The following is a 15,844-nucleotide window of genomic DNA, read 5'->3' on the forward strand; positions in this document are numbered from 1 at the left end:
CTCAGACAAGTAAGCCGACTCGTGGAAAGAGAAAACCCAAGGAGCGATCTTTGGAATCCCCACCTTCAGCGTAAGCAAGGTGGGGAGGATGTCAAAATCAGAGATAGCACCAGTTTAATTCCCCAATCACGATTAGTAATTTCACACCAATGGTTTGCATTACTTAATATTGGCGGACAATATTGATAGTATTACGCTCCAGGGGTGCAATTTTTCCTCATTTCACTAAGTTTTTTGAGTTGGAATAACTTTATGCGCTTTTAATAGTAGACATTGGCTGATGGAGGAGCGATGAAGCTATATTACATTCCCACAACAAGAGCAGTACGCCCCCGGTGGCTGTTGGAAGAAATGGGAATTGCTTATGACTTAGTTCGAGTCAATATGACCATGACAAAACAATCAGAATATAAAGAACTGCACCCACACGGTAAAGTACCAGTCTTGGTAGACGGGGAAGTAACGATTTTTGAGTCTGCTGCTATTTGTACTTATCTTGCAGACAAACATATAGAAATGGGGTTTGCTCCACCGCTAGATAGTCCTGAACGTGCCGATTACCAGCAATGGCTTTTTTATGCCGCAGTTACCCTAGAGCCACCTGTTGAGCATTATATGTTTAATGTGCTGCCAAATCTGCCAGAAAAACTACTGCCGGGTTTTTTCAGGTCGGAAACTTCCCTGCAAGAATCTCGACAATGGTTTGACCGAGTTGCTCAACCTCTGAGGGAAGTATTGGTTGGCAAGAATTATTTAGTAGCAAATAGACTAACAACTGCTGATATTGTCACTGGAGGAGTTTTGCTGTGGGCTAAGAAGTTAGGAATGCTCTTAGATGATGACCCCCTGACTGAATATATAAATGGTTTGATGCAGCGACCTGCTTTTGGGCGTGCCGATGAAGATTTTTATGCCAAGATAGCTCCCTAGTTATTGTATTGACTGCTGTTCCATTGCATGGAGCCGCTCTTTATAGCGATGGCCTGAGCGATCGCTATTGCAACTCATAAACTAGCCTCTCTTGCAATCTGGTATATCGCTCCTGCGATTTTGTAGAACGAACGCACATACTGATTGCCTTCTTGCTGCCTATAATAATCGCCAGCTTCTTGGCACGAGTCAGCCCCGTATAAAGTAAATTCCGAGTCAGCATCATGTAATGTTGCGTGTACAAAGGCAAAATCACTACTGGGTATTCTGATCCCTGCGACTTATGTATGCTAACGCTCCAAGCTAAAGCAAGCTCATTCATGTCAGCATAATCATAAGTAACATCCCGCTCTTGATACTGGACAATTACTTCCTGTTCCTCAGTATCAATAGTAGTAATAAATCCCACATCACCGTTAAAAACTTCGCGTTGATAATCGTTGGTTAATTGAATTACCCTGTCACCAACTCTAAAAATAGTCCCACCCCTGGTTAATTCAACTTTTTCTGGACTAGGTGGATTAATTAACTGTTGCAGTACATTATTGAGATTGCGTGTACCGACTAATCCCCTTGTCATTGGTGCAAGCACTTGTACATCAGTAGCAGGGTGAAAACCAAGTTTGGGAATAAAATCAGTAATCAACTCGCTAATTGCTTGCACTCCATGTTCTGGCTGTAATCCTCCACCATGCCAAAGACAATCAGATTCAGGTGTGTCAGAAATTGATTCAATATTGGGATATTGCCCCCGGTTAATTAGATGCGATGCAGTAATGATTTTGCTAGTAGCAGCTTGGCGAAATACTTGAGTGAGTCTGACTACAGGCACTTTTCCTGAATTAATTAAGTCAGCCAGCACGTTACCCGCCCCCACTGATGGCAATTGGTCAATATCTCCCACTAACAATAGTTGGGCATTGTCTGCCACAGCTTGAACCAAAGAATACGCTAGAAATAAATCCAGCATACTGGCTTCGTCTACAATAACTGCACTGTGGGGTAAGGGGTTGGTGCGATCGCGTTTAAAACTGCGAGTTCTGGGGTCAAATTCCAGTAGGCGATGTATCGTTTTTGCCTCCAACCCTGTCATCTCGCCTAATCTTTGGGCAGCGCGTCCAGTTGGTGCAGCCAGGGCAATTGATTTACCCATTGCCTTCCACAAACTGACTATAGTGCTAGTGCAGAATGTTTTTCCCACACCAGGGCCACCTGTAATTACGGTGAATCGAGAGTAAGCAGCCGTCTCTACTGCTTGTTGCTGTTCGGGTGATAGTGAAACTTTTACTGCGTGGCTAAAACGTTCCAACCAAGTGCGGACGCGAGGAATATCAGAACTGATGGGGTAGGTGAGGCGTTCTCGTACCAATTGGGCTAAGTTTTGTTCAGTATAGAAGTAAGTAGGTTTGTAACAATTGAGCGTTTTATCAGCATCACGTTCTCTAATTAGCTCATCTTTCAAAGCCATATCTTTGATAGACTGTGTGATGGCATCTGCTGTTGGTTGATGGTCAGCAGTAGTGAGCAGTTTAGTCACCGATTCAATTAATTCTGTTTGGGGTAAGTAGCAGTGTCCATCTTCTGCTGCTTCACTCAAAGCATGAACAAGTCCAGCACAGTAGCGAAACTCCGAATCTGCGGGAACGCCCAAATTACGGGCTATTTTATCAGCAGTAAGAAAACCAATGCCATAGATATCAGTCGCTAGCTGGTAGGGATTATGGGTAACTGTATCTATGGATTTATCACCATACTGCTTGTAAATTTTGACTGCGTAAGTGGTGCTAACGCCGTGGCTTTGCAGAAATACCATCACTTCTTTGATGGCTTTTTGCTCATTCCAGGCTCTTTGAATCATGGCAATACGCTTTTTGGCAATGCCCTGAACTTCAATTAGTCGGTCAGTTTGGGTTTCAATAATATCTAGAGTCTCTATCCCAAAATGAGCAACAATCCGTTTAGCTGTGACTGGCCCCACACCTTTAATTAGACCGCTACCTAAATACTTCTCAATGCCTGTAAGTGTCGCTGGTTTGGTTTCTTTGTAGTTAATAACTTGAAACTGCAAACCATACTGGGGATGTTCGCGCCAAAAACCAGTTAATTGCAGCGTTTGTCCTGGCTGAATATCTGCAAAGCTACCAGTAATTGTAGTTAGTTCCTTAGCACCAGGGCGTTGCAAACGTGCCACTGTGTAACCTGACTCTTGACTGTAATAAGTCAGGCGTTCTACTACTCCGGTAATTGATTCCTGCTTGGGAGTAACGTTGACTTGTTGCTGGCTTGGTAGGGGTGTGGTGGACATCACTTTTAGGAAACGGCGCAGCCATTATACTCGATACTCACTGTTTTAGAAGTAATCGGGTTAGTATCTATAGTATTTATGTACTATACAAGAAATTTAAGCATTATATTTTAAATATTTCTAGCGTTTCAAAGTAAAGTTTCAAGCCGTTTTTAGTATATACACCCTGCTTTGACGAATATATTTAACTAGCGGAAGTTTTCAAGGAGGTCAACAAAATAAATGAATAAAATGGGATTGGTAGTTGCAGCAGTTGTTATCATGTCACCTTTGACCTTAGCTGTAAACAATGTGCAAGCTGTGAACGAGCTAGTATTAGCAACTAAAAGTAATCAACCAGAACAGTCTGTGCAAAAAACTTTTACAAGCCTGATAAATGCTGTTGAACAAAACAACTACACTCAGTTTATTTCTCTTGGAAATGCTGCTTTCAAAGAAGGTATTACAAAACAAACATTTACACAAGTTAGTGGACAGTTAGCTCCTCGCATCAAAAAAGGGTATTCGGCAGTTTTCTTGGGAAATCTGAAGCAGCAAGGGTATCAAGTTTATTTATGGAAACTGACATTTTTGGATGGCGGTGATGATGTCTTAGCTAGACTTAGCCTCAAAGATGGAAAAATAGGTGGATTTTGGCTGAATTAGGCGATCGCTGTTTGGTGTAACTTTTCCTCTAAGAATTTTTTATGGGCGATCGCCCTTAAGACAACTTGTAAACGTTGCCGCAAATAAAACAATAGCGCCCACCTAGATACAGGCAGGCGCTATTCAAATAATTTAAGATCAGGGAGAAAATATAGTGAAATGAATTCCCTGATGTTTACTATTAATTGATTCCAATTTAATTTCTTAGATTGCACTGCGACGATTTAGCAAGTTCCACAAGAAAACAGCGACAATTGCGCCAAGAACGGCTACTGCAATACCAGGAATGCTGAGTGTGGGGGCGGCTAATGTCAAGGTTCCTGTACTGAAGAATACACCCAAGCTACCACCAACAAAAGCACCGATAATTCCTAATAAGATTGTTCCTAAGATTCCGCCGCCTTGATGACCGGGGTAGATAGCCTTTGCAATAGCACCAGCAATTAGACCTAAAACAATCCAAGCAAGAATATTCATTGTTTTAATTTGATAGACGTTTTTCATCGACAAATACACAATAGCAATCTAAACATTGACATTCCATCTACCAACAGAACCAATTATTAATAGCCTTGAGGATGAACGCTGTTACTTCTTGTGATATACCCCCTAACTGAGATGGATAATAAATAAAAAAGCTCCTATTAGGTCTAAAACTAGGAGCTAATAAATTCATTGCTTGATAATTGCAGTATATGCATTTTTAATGATTTATCTCATCTACTTAAAGAATTAAGCTCCAGTTGAAAGCAGATACTCTTGTGCGATCGCGTAACCGCCCGTCGGAGGCGATCGCACCTCTACCTCGTTTAATTTTTCCTCTCTTGATTTGATGGGGGCGATGGTCGGGAGCGATCGCTTGTATTTGCTGGGGAGCGATGGCAAGAGTGTAGTTTCTTTCTCAGTCAACATTGCGCTTAAACTCCATTTGGGCGAAGTGGTCTTGCAGTAGTTTGTGGATGAAGCGCTAGCGACCACCAACACGCTGAAGGAATAGGCGATCGCTCCCCAGCATTGAGAAATCGGGCGTAGTTCCAGGTTATGTAGCCTGCCCATTTTCAAGCGAGGAAACTTGAGCGATCGCCTGATGCCCAGATGGGGAGCGATCGCTCTTCTAGCCCCGGAACGGTTACGAAAGATTAGGACTTTGAGCCATCTGTTACACTTTTTAGCCCTTTCGCGTAGGAAAAGGCTTGGCAAGAGCAAGTGGGAGAATTGAAGAATTAAATTTATTAGTGATTGTCTTTGTTTTGTTATTTCTCCTGGCGATTAACTTTTTGGTTCAATTTTTGGATGTAATGCCCAAAAAAACTTACGGTTCTCAAGTTAAAAAGCGGGTCAAGCGTCTGTTAGAGGCGTTACTTTGCTTTGTGGATGGAGAATTTGAGTCCGGTAGTTTTGATATTAAGCACAATGATTGGATCAAGGAAAGCAGTACTAACCCCAAGCTAATTGTCCAAACAACCCTGATAGCTTTAGAGTGGTTGACCCAGAAAGACCAGTACCCAGGTAAGCTAACTATGGGAAAACAACTGTTAAGTGCGATCACTTTTATTAGTGCTATTTCACTTAATCCCCATGCTGAATTAAGTGACAGACTGCTAAAAATTCGCGTAAGACAGCAGAAGAATTGTCAGATCGCCAAGCAGCTACAATCTTTAGCATTGGAGTTGGTTCTTGAATCCCTCGATAAACAACTCCCTGACGTTCTATCGTTTTCACATTAGCAGGCAGCAAACTGATCCCAAGCCCTCCAGCAACTAAGCTCAGAATTGTCAGCATCAAAGTAGCTTCTTGCGTTACTTGGGGAACAAAACCGATTTGCTGACACAAACTGACAATTTGCTGGTACAAACTATAGGACAGATGGGAAGGTGGTAGGATAAAGGACTCATGGGCAAGAGATTGTAAAGAAATTTCTGTCTGAGCAGCCAGAGGATGGTTTGATGGTAGAACCAAAACTAAAGGCTCTTCCTTAATTGCCTCAACACATAATCCTGCGTCTTGGTGATTCAAAGCTGACCAGTGCATCAAACCAATATCAATTTGTTGGGTTTCCAGCCCCCTAATTAAACTGTAAGCAGTGTGTTCTTGTAAAACAAGTTTGACATTGGGGAAGTTAGTACGAAACTTGATCAAAAGACTGGGGAGAATGCTATTAGAAACTGAGCTATTGAATCCAACTATTAATCGTCCAACCTTTCCCTGACTAGCGAGTGTTGCTGTCTCAATGGCATGGTCAACTTCAGCTAGGATTAAACGGGCTTCTTTGAGAAACTCAAGTCCTGCTTGCGTAAGCCGTAGTGGGCGTTTCTTACGGTCAAATAGTATGACATCACCTAATTTTTTTTCTAAGTCTTTTATTTTATCGCTGAGATTAGGCTGAGCCATGTGCAATTGTTCCGCCACCTTGCTAATGCTACAGTTTTCTCTCTCAGCCACAGCAATAAAGTAGCGTAAGTCTTGTAATTCAACATTATGTCCGCGTTGAAGTGCCATTGAGGATTAACTTCTTGATAATATATAATTTTTTATATAATATTATGTCTAATATATACTAGCGGTTAATTTAACTTTACTTTAAGCTGAAGTCAACATCTTAAAGGAGAAGAATTTATGTCTGATTCACCAATCAAAAACGTTGCTATTGTTGGTGGAACTCATGGAAACGAGCTGACAGGAATTTTTATAGTCAAGAAGTACAAACAAAACTCTCATTTAATTAGGCGCGACAGCTTTGAAATCTTAACTTTATTAGCAAACCCTCAAGCGATTGCGGCAGGACGACGGTATATAGATACTGACCTTAATCGCTGCTTTAAACCTCAAGATTTACAAAATCCAAAGCTGATTAATCATGAGCAGTTACTTGCTAGACAAATCGCTTTTACTATTGAGCAGTCAAAGATTGATTTAATTATTGATTTGCATAGTACAACCTCTAACATGGGTCTGACAGTAATTTTGCACAATCATCATCCCTACTTGTTAAATTTGGCTGCTTATTTAAATAAGATAAATCCTTTAGTTAAAGTTTTGCAATACTCACTGAATCAAGACCATCCTTACTTGAGAAATCTCTCTAAATTGGGTTTTGCTATCGAAGTGGGTGCAGTCGCTCAAGGAGTTTTACAAGCTGATATTTTTGAGCAAACTGAAGCCTTGATTATCAATATTTTAGATTACTTGGAGCAATCTAATCGGGGAGAAATTGCATCTGTTGATAATAACCTTACCATTTATCGTCAAATGGTAAGTATTGATTACCCCAGAAATGAATCTGGTGAACTGCAAGGGATAATTCATCCGCAACTCCAATTTCAAGATTATCAGCCACTTGCTCCAGGTGAACCAATGTTTTTGACTTTTGACGGACAGACTATTACTTACGAAGGTGAATCAATTGTTTACCCAGTTTTTATTAATGAATCTGCTTATTATGAAAAAAATATTGCTTTCTATTTAACCCAAAAGTGTCAAATCACAATCTAGAAACAGATTGACAATAGAAATTAAGGAGTTAACATATATGTCTAAATCCTCGTCTAAATATCTTGGTTCTTTTAGGTTAATTGGTGGAATATTCATTGTTCTATGGTTATGCTACTTATGCTATGTATTCACTTCTTATGTATGGTTAGTGAGTAGGTCTGCTACTATTAATTGTAAAAAAATCGAACATGAATATGTTAACTGTCAGTTAAACCGTAATTATTTGTTTGGATTATGGAAGGATTTAATACCTGAATTAAGACTATTAGGAACTGATGTGGAGACAATTGATAATGAAGGTGCTGAGTTCAGAACTCTATATTTGAAAACTGACAAAGGACGCATCAAGTTTCATCAATACGGTTTAAACGAAGGCACTGATGCTCACAAGCTAGATATTTTATTGCACGATTCTAGCAAATCATCTGTGCAAATTAGTCGAGCATGGAATCCACTTTTAGATCCTTTGTTTATTATCCTAAGTCCGTTATTGTTTTTCGGATTTTTAATCGCTTTATACTCAGCCTGTAGCTCGTCTATAATATATCTCCAAAACCAGATAACACGTTTAAGGTAACTTGTGAATTTTAGCATCGTAAATGGAAGTAACTTTCTCTGCACCTCTGCGTGAAACTAATTCATATTTTCATTCAATAAAGGCTTTATTTTTCACTGTTAATCAATCAAATGTTATTGAGTCAATGCCACTTGACTCAGTATATAGGAGACAGACACAATGCCTATTTAGATGCGCGAAGGGCAGCTTATTGGTCTCGCCAACAAAACAATCAGAGAATCTATAATGCAGCGCAAAAATTCAAGCGTGCAATCTATCGATAAGAATTTGAACAAGCGATCGCGTTCCACGTTAGAGCCAAAAAGTGTAATGGTAGGGGTAAACTATTGATTCTTCGTTGACCGCATCGGCACAACCTATCAAATTGACCATTCTGTTAGTCAAAAACCCAATCTTTTGACCATACTGTTAGATAAAACGCACGGCACGCGTAGCTTGCTGCCGTAGGTCTTACCCTGAGCCTGCGCCGTTCGCGCAGCGTCTCGTAGAGAAGGGCATCGCCCCTTGGACTAACATTTCCTCGCTTGTATTCGGCACAGATGCTAGGGCGATCGCCTATTGCCATTATTTTCAAGATATCCAGGCTACTTTTTACAGGGCGTGATGATGCAAGTTCCGGGGATTCGCAGATGTAGGGGTGCGTAGCTTGCTGCTGTAGGCATCGCCTGTCTGCTACGTTTCCTCTAAGAATTTTGGGCGATCGCTGGAATGTTTTTTTATAACATCAACTTCTTGCCATTGCTCCGTGTCATTGCTTTCCCATTTTCACAAGAGGAAAGGAGCGATGCCCAACTCTTGGAGACGCTGCGCGTAGCTTGCTTCCACGAAGTGGTACGACGTAGGTGTTACCCGTAGCTCTGTCGAAGGGCTCAGGGTAAGACCTGCGGTAAATGCTTGCCTACGCTATTTACGAGCGAGGAAACTTGAGCAATGGAGCGTAGGCTAGCAAAAACCGCAGGCATCGCTACGTACCAACCATGTGCGCTCAATCTAATTACTCACCAAAAATTTCTCGCCAAGTGGGATGTAAGCGAGAATTATTAGCACCTCGACTTTTAGGCGCACACCCTCGCTTAGTCGGAACCGCTTTTGAGTTTTTGCTCACGATTACCCCCAGGTCACCCACCAAAAATTGAGTTAGGGGTTTTTCTAACGCTCGCCCCCCCTGAACGGATACGATTAATCCGTTATTTATCGCAAAAAGTTAAGAATCCGATTGAAGGTGAAAATATTAGTTATGGAAGAAGATTTAGGACGAGAACCTCATGAAATGCAGGAAGACGCGATCGAAGCACTGCAAGAAATGAAGGAAAAGCTAGCCGAACAAAAAGCCGAGGAACGCCAGGAGCGTCAATCGCTGAATTTAATCGGTCTTTCTACAGCTATTCTCTCAACACTAGCCGCGATCGCTGCTATGCAAGGAGGTTACTTTGCTAATGAAGGAATGCTGGCTCAAATCAAGTCGAGCGATCGCTGGTCGGAATTTCAAGCCAAATCTACCAAGCGTCATATTGAAGAATCGACGGTAACTTTACTGCAATCTCTCCAAAAACCAGTGACTGTGAAAAGCGCCAGTGAACTCGGTAAACTCAATCGTGAACAACAGGAGATTCAGCAAGAAGCTCAGAAGCTCCAAGTAGAAGCCGAGCAGGATCTACAGCATCATGAGCTATTTGCGCGTAGTGTGGCAGCATTGCAAGTCGGAATTTCGATGGGAGCCATAGCCGCTCTAACTCGTAAACGGATTGTTTGGTATGTAGGCTTGGGGATAGCAACGATCGGGATTGGGCTTATGGTTGCGGGAACCTTACCTAGTCATGAAATAGCTATCCCTGCTAAGGAGGAAAAAACTGGCACCCCGGAACATTAAGACAACATCAGCTACACCGCTACCAACCAATCACAGACAACGGATTTACACGTAATTTGTACTCTTTGTACGATTGCTCATTTACCCTGACACAGTTTCGGGAATTGGGTATTGGCTCATCACAGCTAAATTAAGCGATCGCCCGCATCGGTCTTTGGGTAGGAGTTGTTCATACATCCAATTACGAATGGCGATAACCAAGCTTAAAGTTCTGGTGAGTCACAAATCAAGAGAGGAAAGCAACTTGCGCGATTTTGAACCGGGGGACTTAAAAAGAGCGGTACTCGGTTAACTCGTAGTCTGCCTCTCAATTCTTTCTCTACCAACGCTCACCAGCAACAAAAATGCTACAACTAGCCACCGATGCAGTCGAATCATTTAAAAAACTCTTAATCCTTGATTCTGGGTCAGTAACACATCCAGCGACACTATCCAATTCGCAACTATCAGTCGATGCCTGGTAATGCAAACGCCCCTTTGGGCAATTAGTTGGATCACTCGGACATACAGGGCAATCCCTCTCATAGGCGTAAGCCCCAGCAATACAAGAGATAAATCTAGTACAGTCGAAAGGATGTGTATAATTGCCGTCTTTTTTACCTGTGCAATCATAAAAATGAACCTTTTCATCTGCGTATGCTGAAGGTATTGCAAGCCATAAGACCAATGTAAATATCAGAAAGGTAGAGATAACCTGCTTGATAAATGTCTTCATTAAAAGCCCTGCATAAGTAATTAAATGATTACTTTGCAGATTTTACACCCGCTAGTGCCTGAAAATAACCAAAGCTTCTAGCTATCTCAACAGTCAATTAAAGAAAACCGAAACGCGACAGAAAATCTGTCTATGAAGAAGTGCCAGCTTCAGTAGCCCCTACATCTGGTTTGACTGATCGCACGGGTGAGCGCTGCGCGTTATCAGTTCGCCCTAAACCGAGTCATCCATCCATCCACACTCACAATCCCAATGCACCCGTGCTGTATAGTCGCGGTCAAAAGATGCGCCACACTGGGGACACTTGCCAGTAAACATAGGATGGGTATCTAGCAATTCTAGCTGTTGCTGTTGCGTCCGCCTCTGCTCTGGTTGTAAAATCAGTTCGCCGTTATAGTAGCTTGCGCCTTCTGGTTCCCACACTTCTACTGGTTCGGCGTTGGGGTCTTCTCGAAAATCTAAGCAGCTGTCACCGTCTACCCCATCAAGATGGACAGCACAGACGAGGTACGGGTTATGGGCGTAAAAGAGACAGCGATCGCACATTGGAATCTTAGGCATAGTACCAGTTTATCCAGTAGAGGAAGCGATCGCCTACGGCAAATGCTTGCCTACGCACTCCCAATTTTTCCTCTAAGAATTTTTTAGGATGAGGCGTCACCGAACAGCCCCAAAAAGTAGACATCGCTCCAGGTGTGCAACTTTGACTCGCTTGAATATCTGAACTACATTACTGACCATGCTCCCGTTCATACGCCGGACTCACATAGCTATGTGTTGATTTACCTAGGAAAAATATCTAAAAATTCATTGCCATTAATCACTGTTGTCCAGTGCTGATATTTCCCTGGGGCATTCTTTTCTCGCGGATCTGCTTGTACCAGAGACATAAACTCATGGTAATGTTCATTAGAACTGGCGCCCACCATGCATCCAGCAGACCGTAAACCTCCAATCACTCTTGCTTCTTGTTCTTCCGATAAATTCTGGAGATAGTTATCAGAATGAGTTGATACTAAATCTGCAATTTTAATTCTATTCATCAGATTAATTCCATCCTGTTGACTTCAATCGTAGTTTAAAAATAAAAAAAATCCTCCTATTTTCCGAAGAAAAAAAATATTAATAAAAGTGATTAAGCAGATCGCTGCAATCCATTAAGAGCTAGATCGAGAGTACCTGCTGAATTTGGAGAATAAGCGATATCTAGAGAAACACTACCTTCTATCGTCTGAGTGCCACCAATTAAAGGAGTTATAGTACCTGTTGCAAAAGCTTTATCTGCTACATTAAACACCAAAGGAGATGGGCTAGGATTGTCAGCTGAGTTAATATTAATGTCAATAATCTTTCCTGGGGTTAACTTCAAGGTACTAAAAACAGCCTGAGCCTGAGCTTGGGCGTCTTTAACCGCTTCGCTAAGAACCTGCAAACGTGCCTGCTGCAATGCTTGGTCTGAGGGAGTAAAGCTTATATTCTGTATTAGATTCGCGCCTGCTTGGATAGCTGTGTCAATTGCTGCCCCTGCTCGAGCCGTTGGTAACTCAAACTGAAGTGTGTTGAGTTCTGTAAAGCCAGTTAGGGTTTGACTATTATTATAGACGGGATTTAGTTGAATAGATGTAGTTTGAAGTTGTTGCGCCCCAAGCTTTTGCAGTACATCAATTACTGCTGTTGAACGTTGAGCAGTTTTTTCTTGAACTTCGGTTGCGGTTTTTCCGTCTACTTGAATCCCCAATTGCACCTCAGTTAAAGTAGTGGGAACGGTGACTTCTCCTTGACCAGTAACTTTCAATATCTGAGCAGTGTTTGGATTAGTTCTACCAGTCAGGGGATCGACGATGGCAGGAGCCGGCTTACTCGCACCTGTGAGATTATGAGTAGCCGAAGCGAGAGTAGCTGCTGAATTTGGAGAATAAGCGATATCTAGAGAAACACTACCTTTTATCGTCTGAGGACTACCAATTATAGGAGTTGTAGCAATTCTTGCAGCGGACTGTATTAGATTAGACACCAAAGGAGATGGGCTAGGATTGTCAGCTGAGTTAATATTAATGTCAATAATCTTTCCTGGGGTTAACTTCAAGGTACTAAAAACAGCCTGAGCCTGAGCTTGGGCGTCTTTAACCGCTTCGCTAAGAACCTGCAAACGTGCCTGCTGCAATGCTTGGTCTGAGGGAGTAAAGCTTATATTCTGTATTAGATTCGCGCCTGCTTGGATAGCTGTGTCAATTGCTGCCCCTGCTCGAGCCGTTGGTAACTCAAACTGAAGTGTGTTGAGTTCTGTAAAGCCAGTTAGGGTTTGACTATTATTATAGACGGGATTTAGTTGAATAGATGTAGTTTGAAGTTGTTGCGCCCCAAGCTTTTGCAGTACATCAATTACTGCTGTTGAACGTTGAGCAGTTTCTTCTTGAACTTCGGTTACGGTTTTTCCCTGTACTTGAATCCCCAATTGCACCTCAGTTAAAGTAGTGGGAACGGTGACTTCTCCTTGACCAGTAACGTTCAATATCTGAGCAGTGTTAGCCATCTTATTCTCCTTGCTTAAATGATGTTTGAAACCTGTTGATGTTTTAATCTGACAGGATGTCTCAAAAGTAAGAAAGCTCACTCAACCCTATTCTGCCAGTAGAAAAAATACTTAAGTATGACAGCGTTACGAGAGCCATGAATCCACCGTACCATATTACGTAACAATTTCGTCGAACTTAAGAGGGTCATAATTGTAGCAATTAAGCCGGAAAAAAGACGGTATGAACTGAATCTTGCGATTGAGACGGTTGGTGAGAACTAAAGCTTGATAGCGAGAGTCTTTGCTAACTGCTGCTACTGTACTTCATGATTCCGGAAAGTGCTGTAATACAAGCGAGGAAAACCCAGGCGATCGCTCCTCTTAACTTTGACTCGCTTGTATTTTTAAGTTACTTTCTGCCTCGAAGAGCGCATTTCTTGCTGGCGCATCGGCATAGCGTCAATTTGCTCAAAACGGCTACAAGCTGAGTATATAGGGTTAACAAACTATTTATACTATCTCAGACAATAATTCAGCAGCAAATATATGAGAAGAATTGCTATCGCGTTGACGGGGATTTGACAGAAGATAAGGCGATACCTGCGGGGGCTATGCCTATGCTATTTTCAAGCGAGGAAATTTGAGCAATAGAGCGGTTCTGCGATCGCGTTTTGTTTCTGCTTTTCGGTGACACCGAGCTAACGCTCCAAAGCTTAGTTTTGGTTATATAGAGCGATCGCCCCATCACTCCCCATCCTTTATTTCTAATTGATAAATCCGCATTGATGGGTGTTCCTGCATCATCCGCCAATAGTAGCCTTTGGGCGGTGGCTGCACTTTACCACCACAGCGATATAAGAAAACTGGCTCACCAGAGCGCACAATTTTTTTAACTTTCTGCTCTAGGCTGGAGTCTGGGTTATCGCTGTCGTACCAGATAATATGGGATTTCCCCAAATATTCTGCCGCCATTAAACTAGCAGCACAGACTATGTGGGGATTGTGGGCGTAAAGGAGGCAGCGATCGCACTCTTTGATTTTCATAGTACCAGTGTACTGTCACAAAACAGCGATGCCTGCGGCGGTAAACTACGCTCCTCAAGTGTGCAACTTTTCCTCGCTTGTATTTTACGGGGGCGATGCCGAAGGCGGGCTACGCCTACGCTGTTGGGGTGCAACTTTTCCTCTAAGAAGAGAAGTACGGCAAGCTACGAACCTCCTACCCCGAATCAACTTGGAGATTGGTTATAACTGCTCTTGTCCAATAGTATATTTTCTGTGAACTTCACTTATGAGTAGATTGGCAATAAAGCCAATAATCAATACTCCTACCATGATATACATAGTCACTGTATAGGCTTGAGCTTTCGGTATCCCGTGATTGATCTGAAACTCGCGGATGTAATTTACAAGAACTGGGCCGATAACACCTGCCACAGACCATGCCGTGAGCAACCGTCCATGAATAGCGCCAACCTGCATTGTTCCAAATAAATCACGCAGATAAGCAGGAATGGTGGCAAATCCACCACCATACATGGTCAAAATGATACAAAAACCGATGTAAAACAGTAGAATATTCCCAAGTTCGCCAATTGTCGGAATTGAAGCATACAAAAGTATGCCTAAACCAAAGAAAATCATATAGGTTTGTTTCCTGCCGATGTAGTCTGATAAAGATGACCAGAAAAACCGACCAACTAAATTAAACAAGCTTAACAGCACGACAAATCCAGCACCGACTGAGGGAGAAACCTTAAAGATTTCCTGAATCATGGGCGAAGCTTGGCTTAAAACACCAATTCCAGCGGTGACGTTTGTACATAATACAATCCATAACAACCAGAATTGCGGTGTTTTAATTGCGTTATCAGCAGTAATATTTGACGTTGTTACCAACTTTTGGGGTTGAGTAGGTGGTGTGTAGTGTGGGGGTTGCCAAGTAGGTGGTGCAATACGTACAAAGAAGACACCACACATCATCAGACAAAAGTAAATTACACCCATAACCACAAATGTTTGCCATACCCCGACAGAGGTGGAAGATTTAAAATGCTCCATCAGTGCTACCGCGAGTGGCGAACCAATGATCGCTCCGCCACCAAATCCCATAATTGCCATCCCTGTTGCCATCCCTGGACGGTCGGGAAACCATTTAATCAACGTCGAGACGGGAGAAATATAGCCAATACCTAAGCCAATACCGCCTAATACACCGTAACCAAGATAAACAAGTACAATCTGATGTAAATACACTCCAAAAGCAGAAATAAAGAAGCCGCCGCTAAAGCAGAGTGTTGCAACAAACATTGCTTTGCGGGGGCCTTGTTTTTCAACCCATTTGCCAAATAGAGCCGCAGAAATCCCTAGAAAGGCAATCGCACTAGAAAATATCCAGCCGAGAGTCGGCAAGTTCCAATCGGTCGGTGCTGATTGCGTAATGCCGATAAGTTTGGTCATAGGCAGGTTGAACACACTAAATGCATACACTTGTCCGATGCACAAGTGTATTGCTAATGCTGCTGGAGGAATTAGCCAACGATTAAATCTAGGCTGTGCAATGGTTCGTTCTTTGTCTAAAACAGAAGTTACTATATTTTTCAAGTTTTTCTCCTAGATCAAAAATTAGATTGGACTGGGAACTGGTTGTACTGGGTACTAGGATTTGGATGGGGATTCAGACCCCAACCAAATCTTACTCATATTTTCTGACCCAGGCTGATCAAAACCACTTGATAGCGATCGCTTGTGTAAATTCTCTTACCTTCATAGCGATCGCTCATCCAAACTTTTCC

The 15,844-nt window shown here is 42.3% G+C and carries 16 protein-coding genes and 1 pseudogene; 6 read left to right on the forward strand and 11 right to left on the reverse strand.

Going from position 1 to position 15,844, the window contains the following annotated elements; all coding sequences use genetic code 11:
• Both ACYTXL_RS31445 and ACYTXL_RS31450 read left to right on the forward strand, forming a co-directional pair.
• A partial coding sequence (locus ACYTXL_RS31445) for a hypothetical protein (RefSeq protein WP_461928049.1) occupies positions 1-186 on the forward strand: 186 nt, incomplete at its 5' end.
• Between the two features lie 105 nt (positions 187-291).
• Entirely contained in the window at positions 292-930 is a 639-nt protein-coding gene (locus ACYTXL_RS31450) for a glutathione S-transferase family protein (protein ID WP_461928050.1), read from the forward strand.
• Between the two features lie 64 nt (positions 931-994).
• On the opposite strand, the gene recD2 is transcribed toward ACYTXL_RS31450, so the two are convergent.
• A complete protein-coding gene (gene recD2 / locus ACYTXL_RS31455) occupies positions 995-3,235 on the reverse strand; it encodes an SF1B family DNA helicase RecD2 (RefSeq protein WP_461928051.1) in 2,241 nt (746 codons plus the stop codon).
• A 222-nt stretch (positions 3,236-3,457) separates the two neighbouring features.
• Between recD2 and ACYTXL_RS31460 the strand changes: the two genes are divergently transcribed.
• The gene (locus tag ACYTXL_RS31460; RefSeq protein WP_461928052.1) at positions 3,458-3,880 is read left to right on the forward strand and encodes a hypothetical protein; all 423 of its coding nucleotides are present in this window, start codon (positions 3,458-3,460) and stop codon (positions 3,878-3,880) included.
• Positions 3,881-4,084: 204 nt separating this feature from the next.
• On the opposite strand, the gene ACYTXL_RS31465 is transcribed toward ACYTXL_RS31460, so the two are convergent.
• Together ACYTXL_RS31465 and ACYTXL_RS31470 are read right to left on the reverse strand one after the other, a co-directional pair.
• Entirely contained in the window at positions 4,085-4,357 is a 273-nt protein-coding gene (locus ACYTXL_RS31465; protein WP_099068138.1) for a GlsB/YeaQ/YmgE family stress response membrane protein, read from the reverse strand.
• A 255-nt stretch (positions 4,358-4,612) separates the two neighbouring features.
• Positions 4,613-5,080 carry a hypothetical protein gene (locus tag ACYTXL_RS31470; protein ID WP_461928053.1) on the reverse strand — a complete coding sequence of 156 codons (468 nt, stop codon included), beginning with the start codon at positions 5,078-5,080 and terminating at the stop codon, positions 4,613-4,615.
• A 98-nt stretch (positions 5,081-5,178) separates the two neighbouring features.
• Here ACYTXL_RS31470 and ACYTXL_RS31475 point away from each other — a divergent pair.
• Positions 5,179-5,448: pseudogene (locus ACYTXL_RS31475) on the forward strand (hypothetical protein); the annotation flags it as partial.
• Between the two features lies 1 nt (position 5,449).
• Here ACYTXL_RS31475 and ACYTXL_RS31480 read toward each other — a convergent pair.
• Positions 5,450-6,379 (reverse strand): LysR family transcriptional regulator, encoded by a 930-nt coding sequence (locus ACYTXL_RS31480; RefSeq protein WP_461928054.1) that lies wholly within the window; start codon positions 6,377-6,379, stop codon positions 5,450-5,452.
• Positions 6,380-6,496: 117 nt separating this feature from the next.
• Between ACYTXL_RS31480 and ACYTXL_RS31485 the strand changes: the two genes are divergently transcribed.
• Both ACYTXL_RS31485 and ACYTXL_RS31490 read left to right on the forward strand, forming a co-directional pair.
• Entirely contained in the window at positions 6,497-7,372 is an 876-nt protein-coding gene (locus tag ACYTXL_RS31485; RefSeq protein WP_461928055.1) for an aspartoacylase, read from the forward strand.
• Between the two features lie 1,799 nt (positions 7,373-9,171).
• Positions 9,172-9,819 (forward strand): DUF4337 domain-containing protein, encoded by a 648-nt coding sequence (locus ACYTXL_RS31490; RefSeq protein WP_461928056.1) that lies wholly within the window; start codon positions 9,172-9,174, stop codon positions 9,817-9,819.
• A 319-nt stretch (positions 9,820-10,138) separates the two neighbouring features.
• Here the strand turns inward: ACYTXL_RS31490 and ACYTXL_RS31495 are convergent, their stop codons facing one another.
• The 7 genes from ACYTXL_RS31495 to ACYTXL_RS31525 form a co-directional block, all read right to left on the reverse strand.
• Positions 10,139-10,534 (reverse strand): carbohydrate-binding module family 14 protein, encoded by a 396-nt coding sequence (locus ACYTXL_RS31495; protein ID WP_461922311.1) that lies wholly within the window; start codon positions 10,532-10,534, stop codon positions 10,139-10,141.
• Positions 10,535-10,747: 213 nt separating this feature from the next.
• Positions 10,748-11,095 carry a hypothetical protein gene (locus ACYTXL_RS31500; protein ID WP_461922310.1) on the reverse strand — a complete coding sequence of 116 codons (348 nt, stop codon included), beginning with the start codon at positions 11,093-11,095 and terminating at the stop codon, positions 10,748-10,750.
• Positions 11,088-11,219, reverse strand: a complete 132-nt coding sequence (locus ACYTXL_RS31505) for a hypothetical protein (RefSeq protein WP_461922309.1) — start codon at positions 11,217-11,219, stop codon at positions 11,088-11,090. Before ACYTXL_RS31505 ends, ACYTXL_RS31500 begins: the two co-directional genes overlap by 8 nt.
• Before the next feature lie 97 nt (positions 11,220-11,316).
• Entirely contained in the window at positions 11,317-11,577 is a 261-nt protein-coding gene (locus ACYTXL_RS31510) for a hypothetical protein (RefSeq protein ID WP_461922308.1), read from the reverse strand.
• Positions 11,578-11,669: 92 nt separating this feature from the next.
• On the reverse strand, positions 11,670-13,067 hold the full coding sequence (locus tag ACYTXL_RS31515) for an SIMPL domain-containing protein (protein ID WP_461928057.1): 1,398 nt from the start codon (positions 13,065-13,067) through the stop codon (positions 11,670-11,672).
• 726 nt (positions 13,068-13,793) lie between these two features.
• On the reverse strand, positions 13,794-14,093 hold the full coding sequence (locus tag ACYTXL_RS31520; RefSeq protein ID WP_461922735.1) for a hypothetical protein: 300 nt from the start codon (positions 14,091-14,093) through the stop codon (positions 13,794-13,796).
• A 201-nt stretch (positions 14,094-14,294) separates the two neighbouring features.
• Complete coding sequence (locus tag ACYTXL_RS31525; RefSeq protein ID WP_461928058.1) at positions 14,295-15,653, reverse strand: L-lactate MFS transporter; 1,359 nt, start codon at positions 15,651-15,653, stop codon at positions 14,295-14,297.
• Positions 15,654-15,844 lie beyond the last annotated feature (191 nt).

The organism is Nostoc sp., from assembly GCF_054880495.1.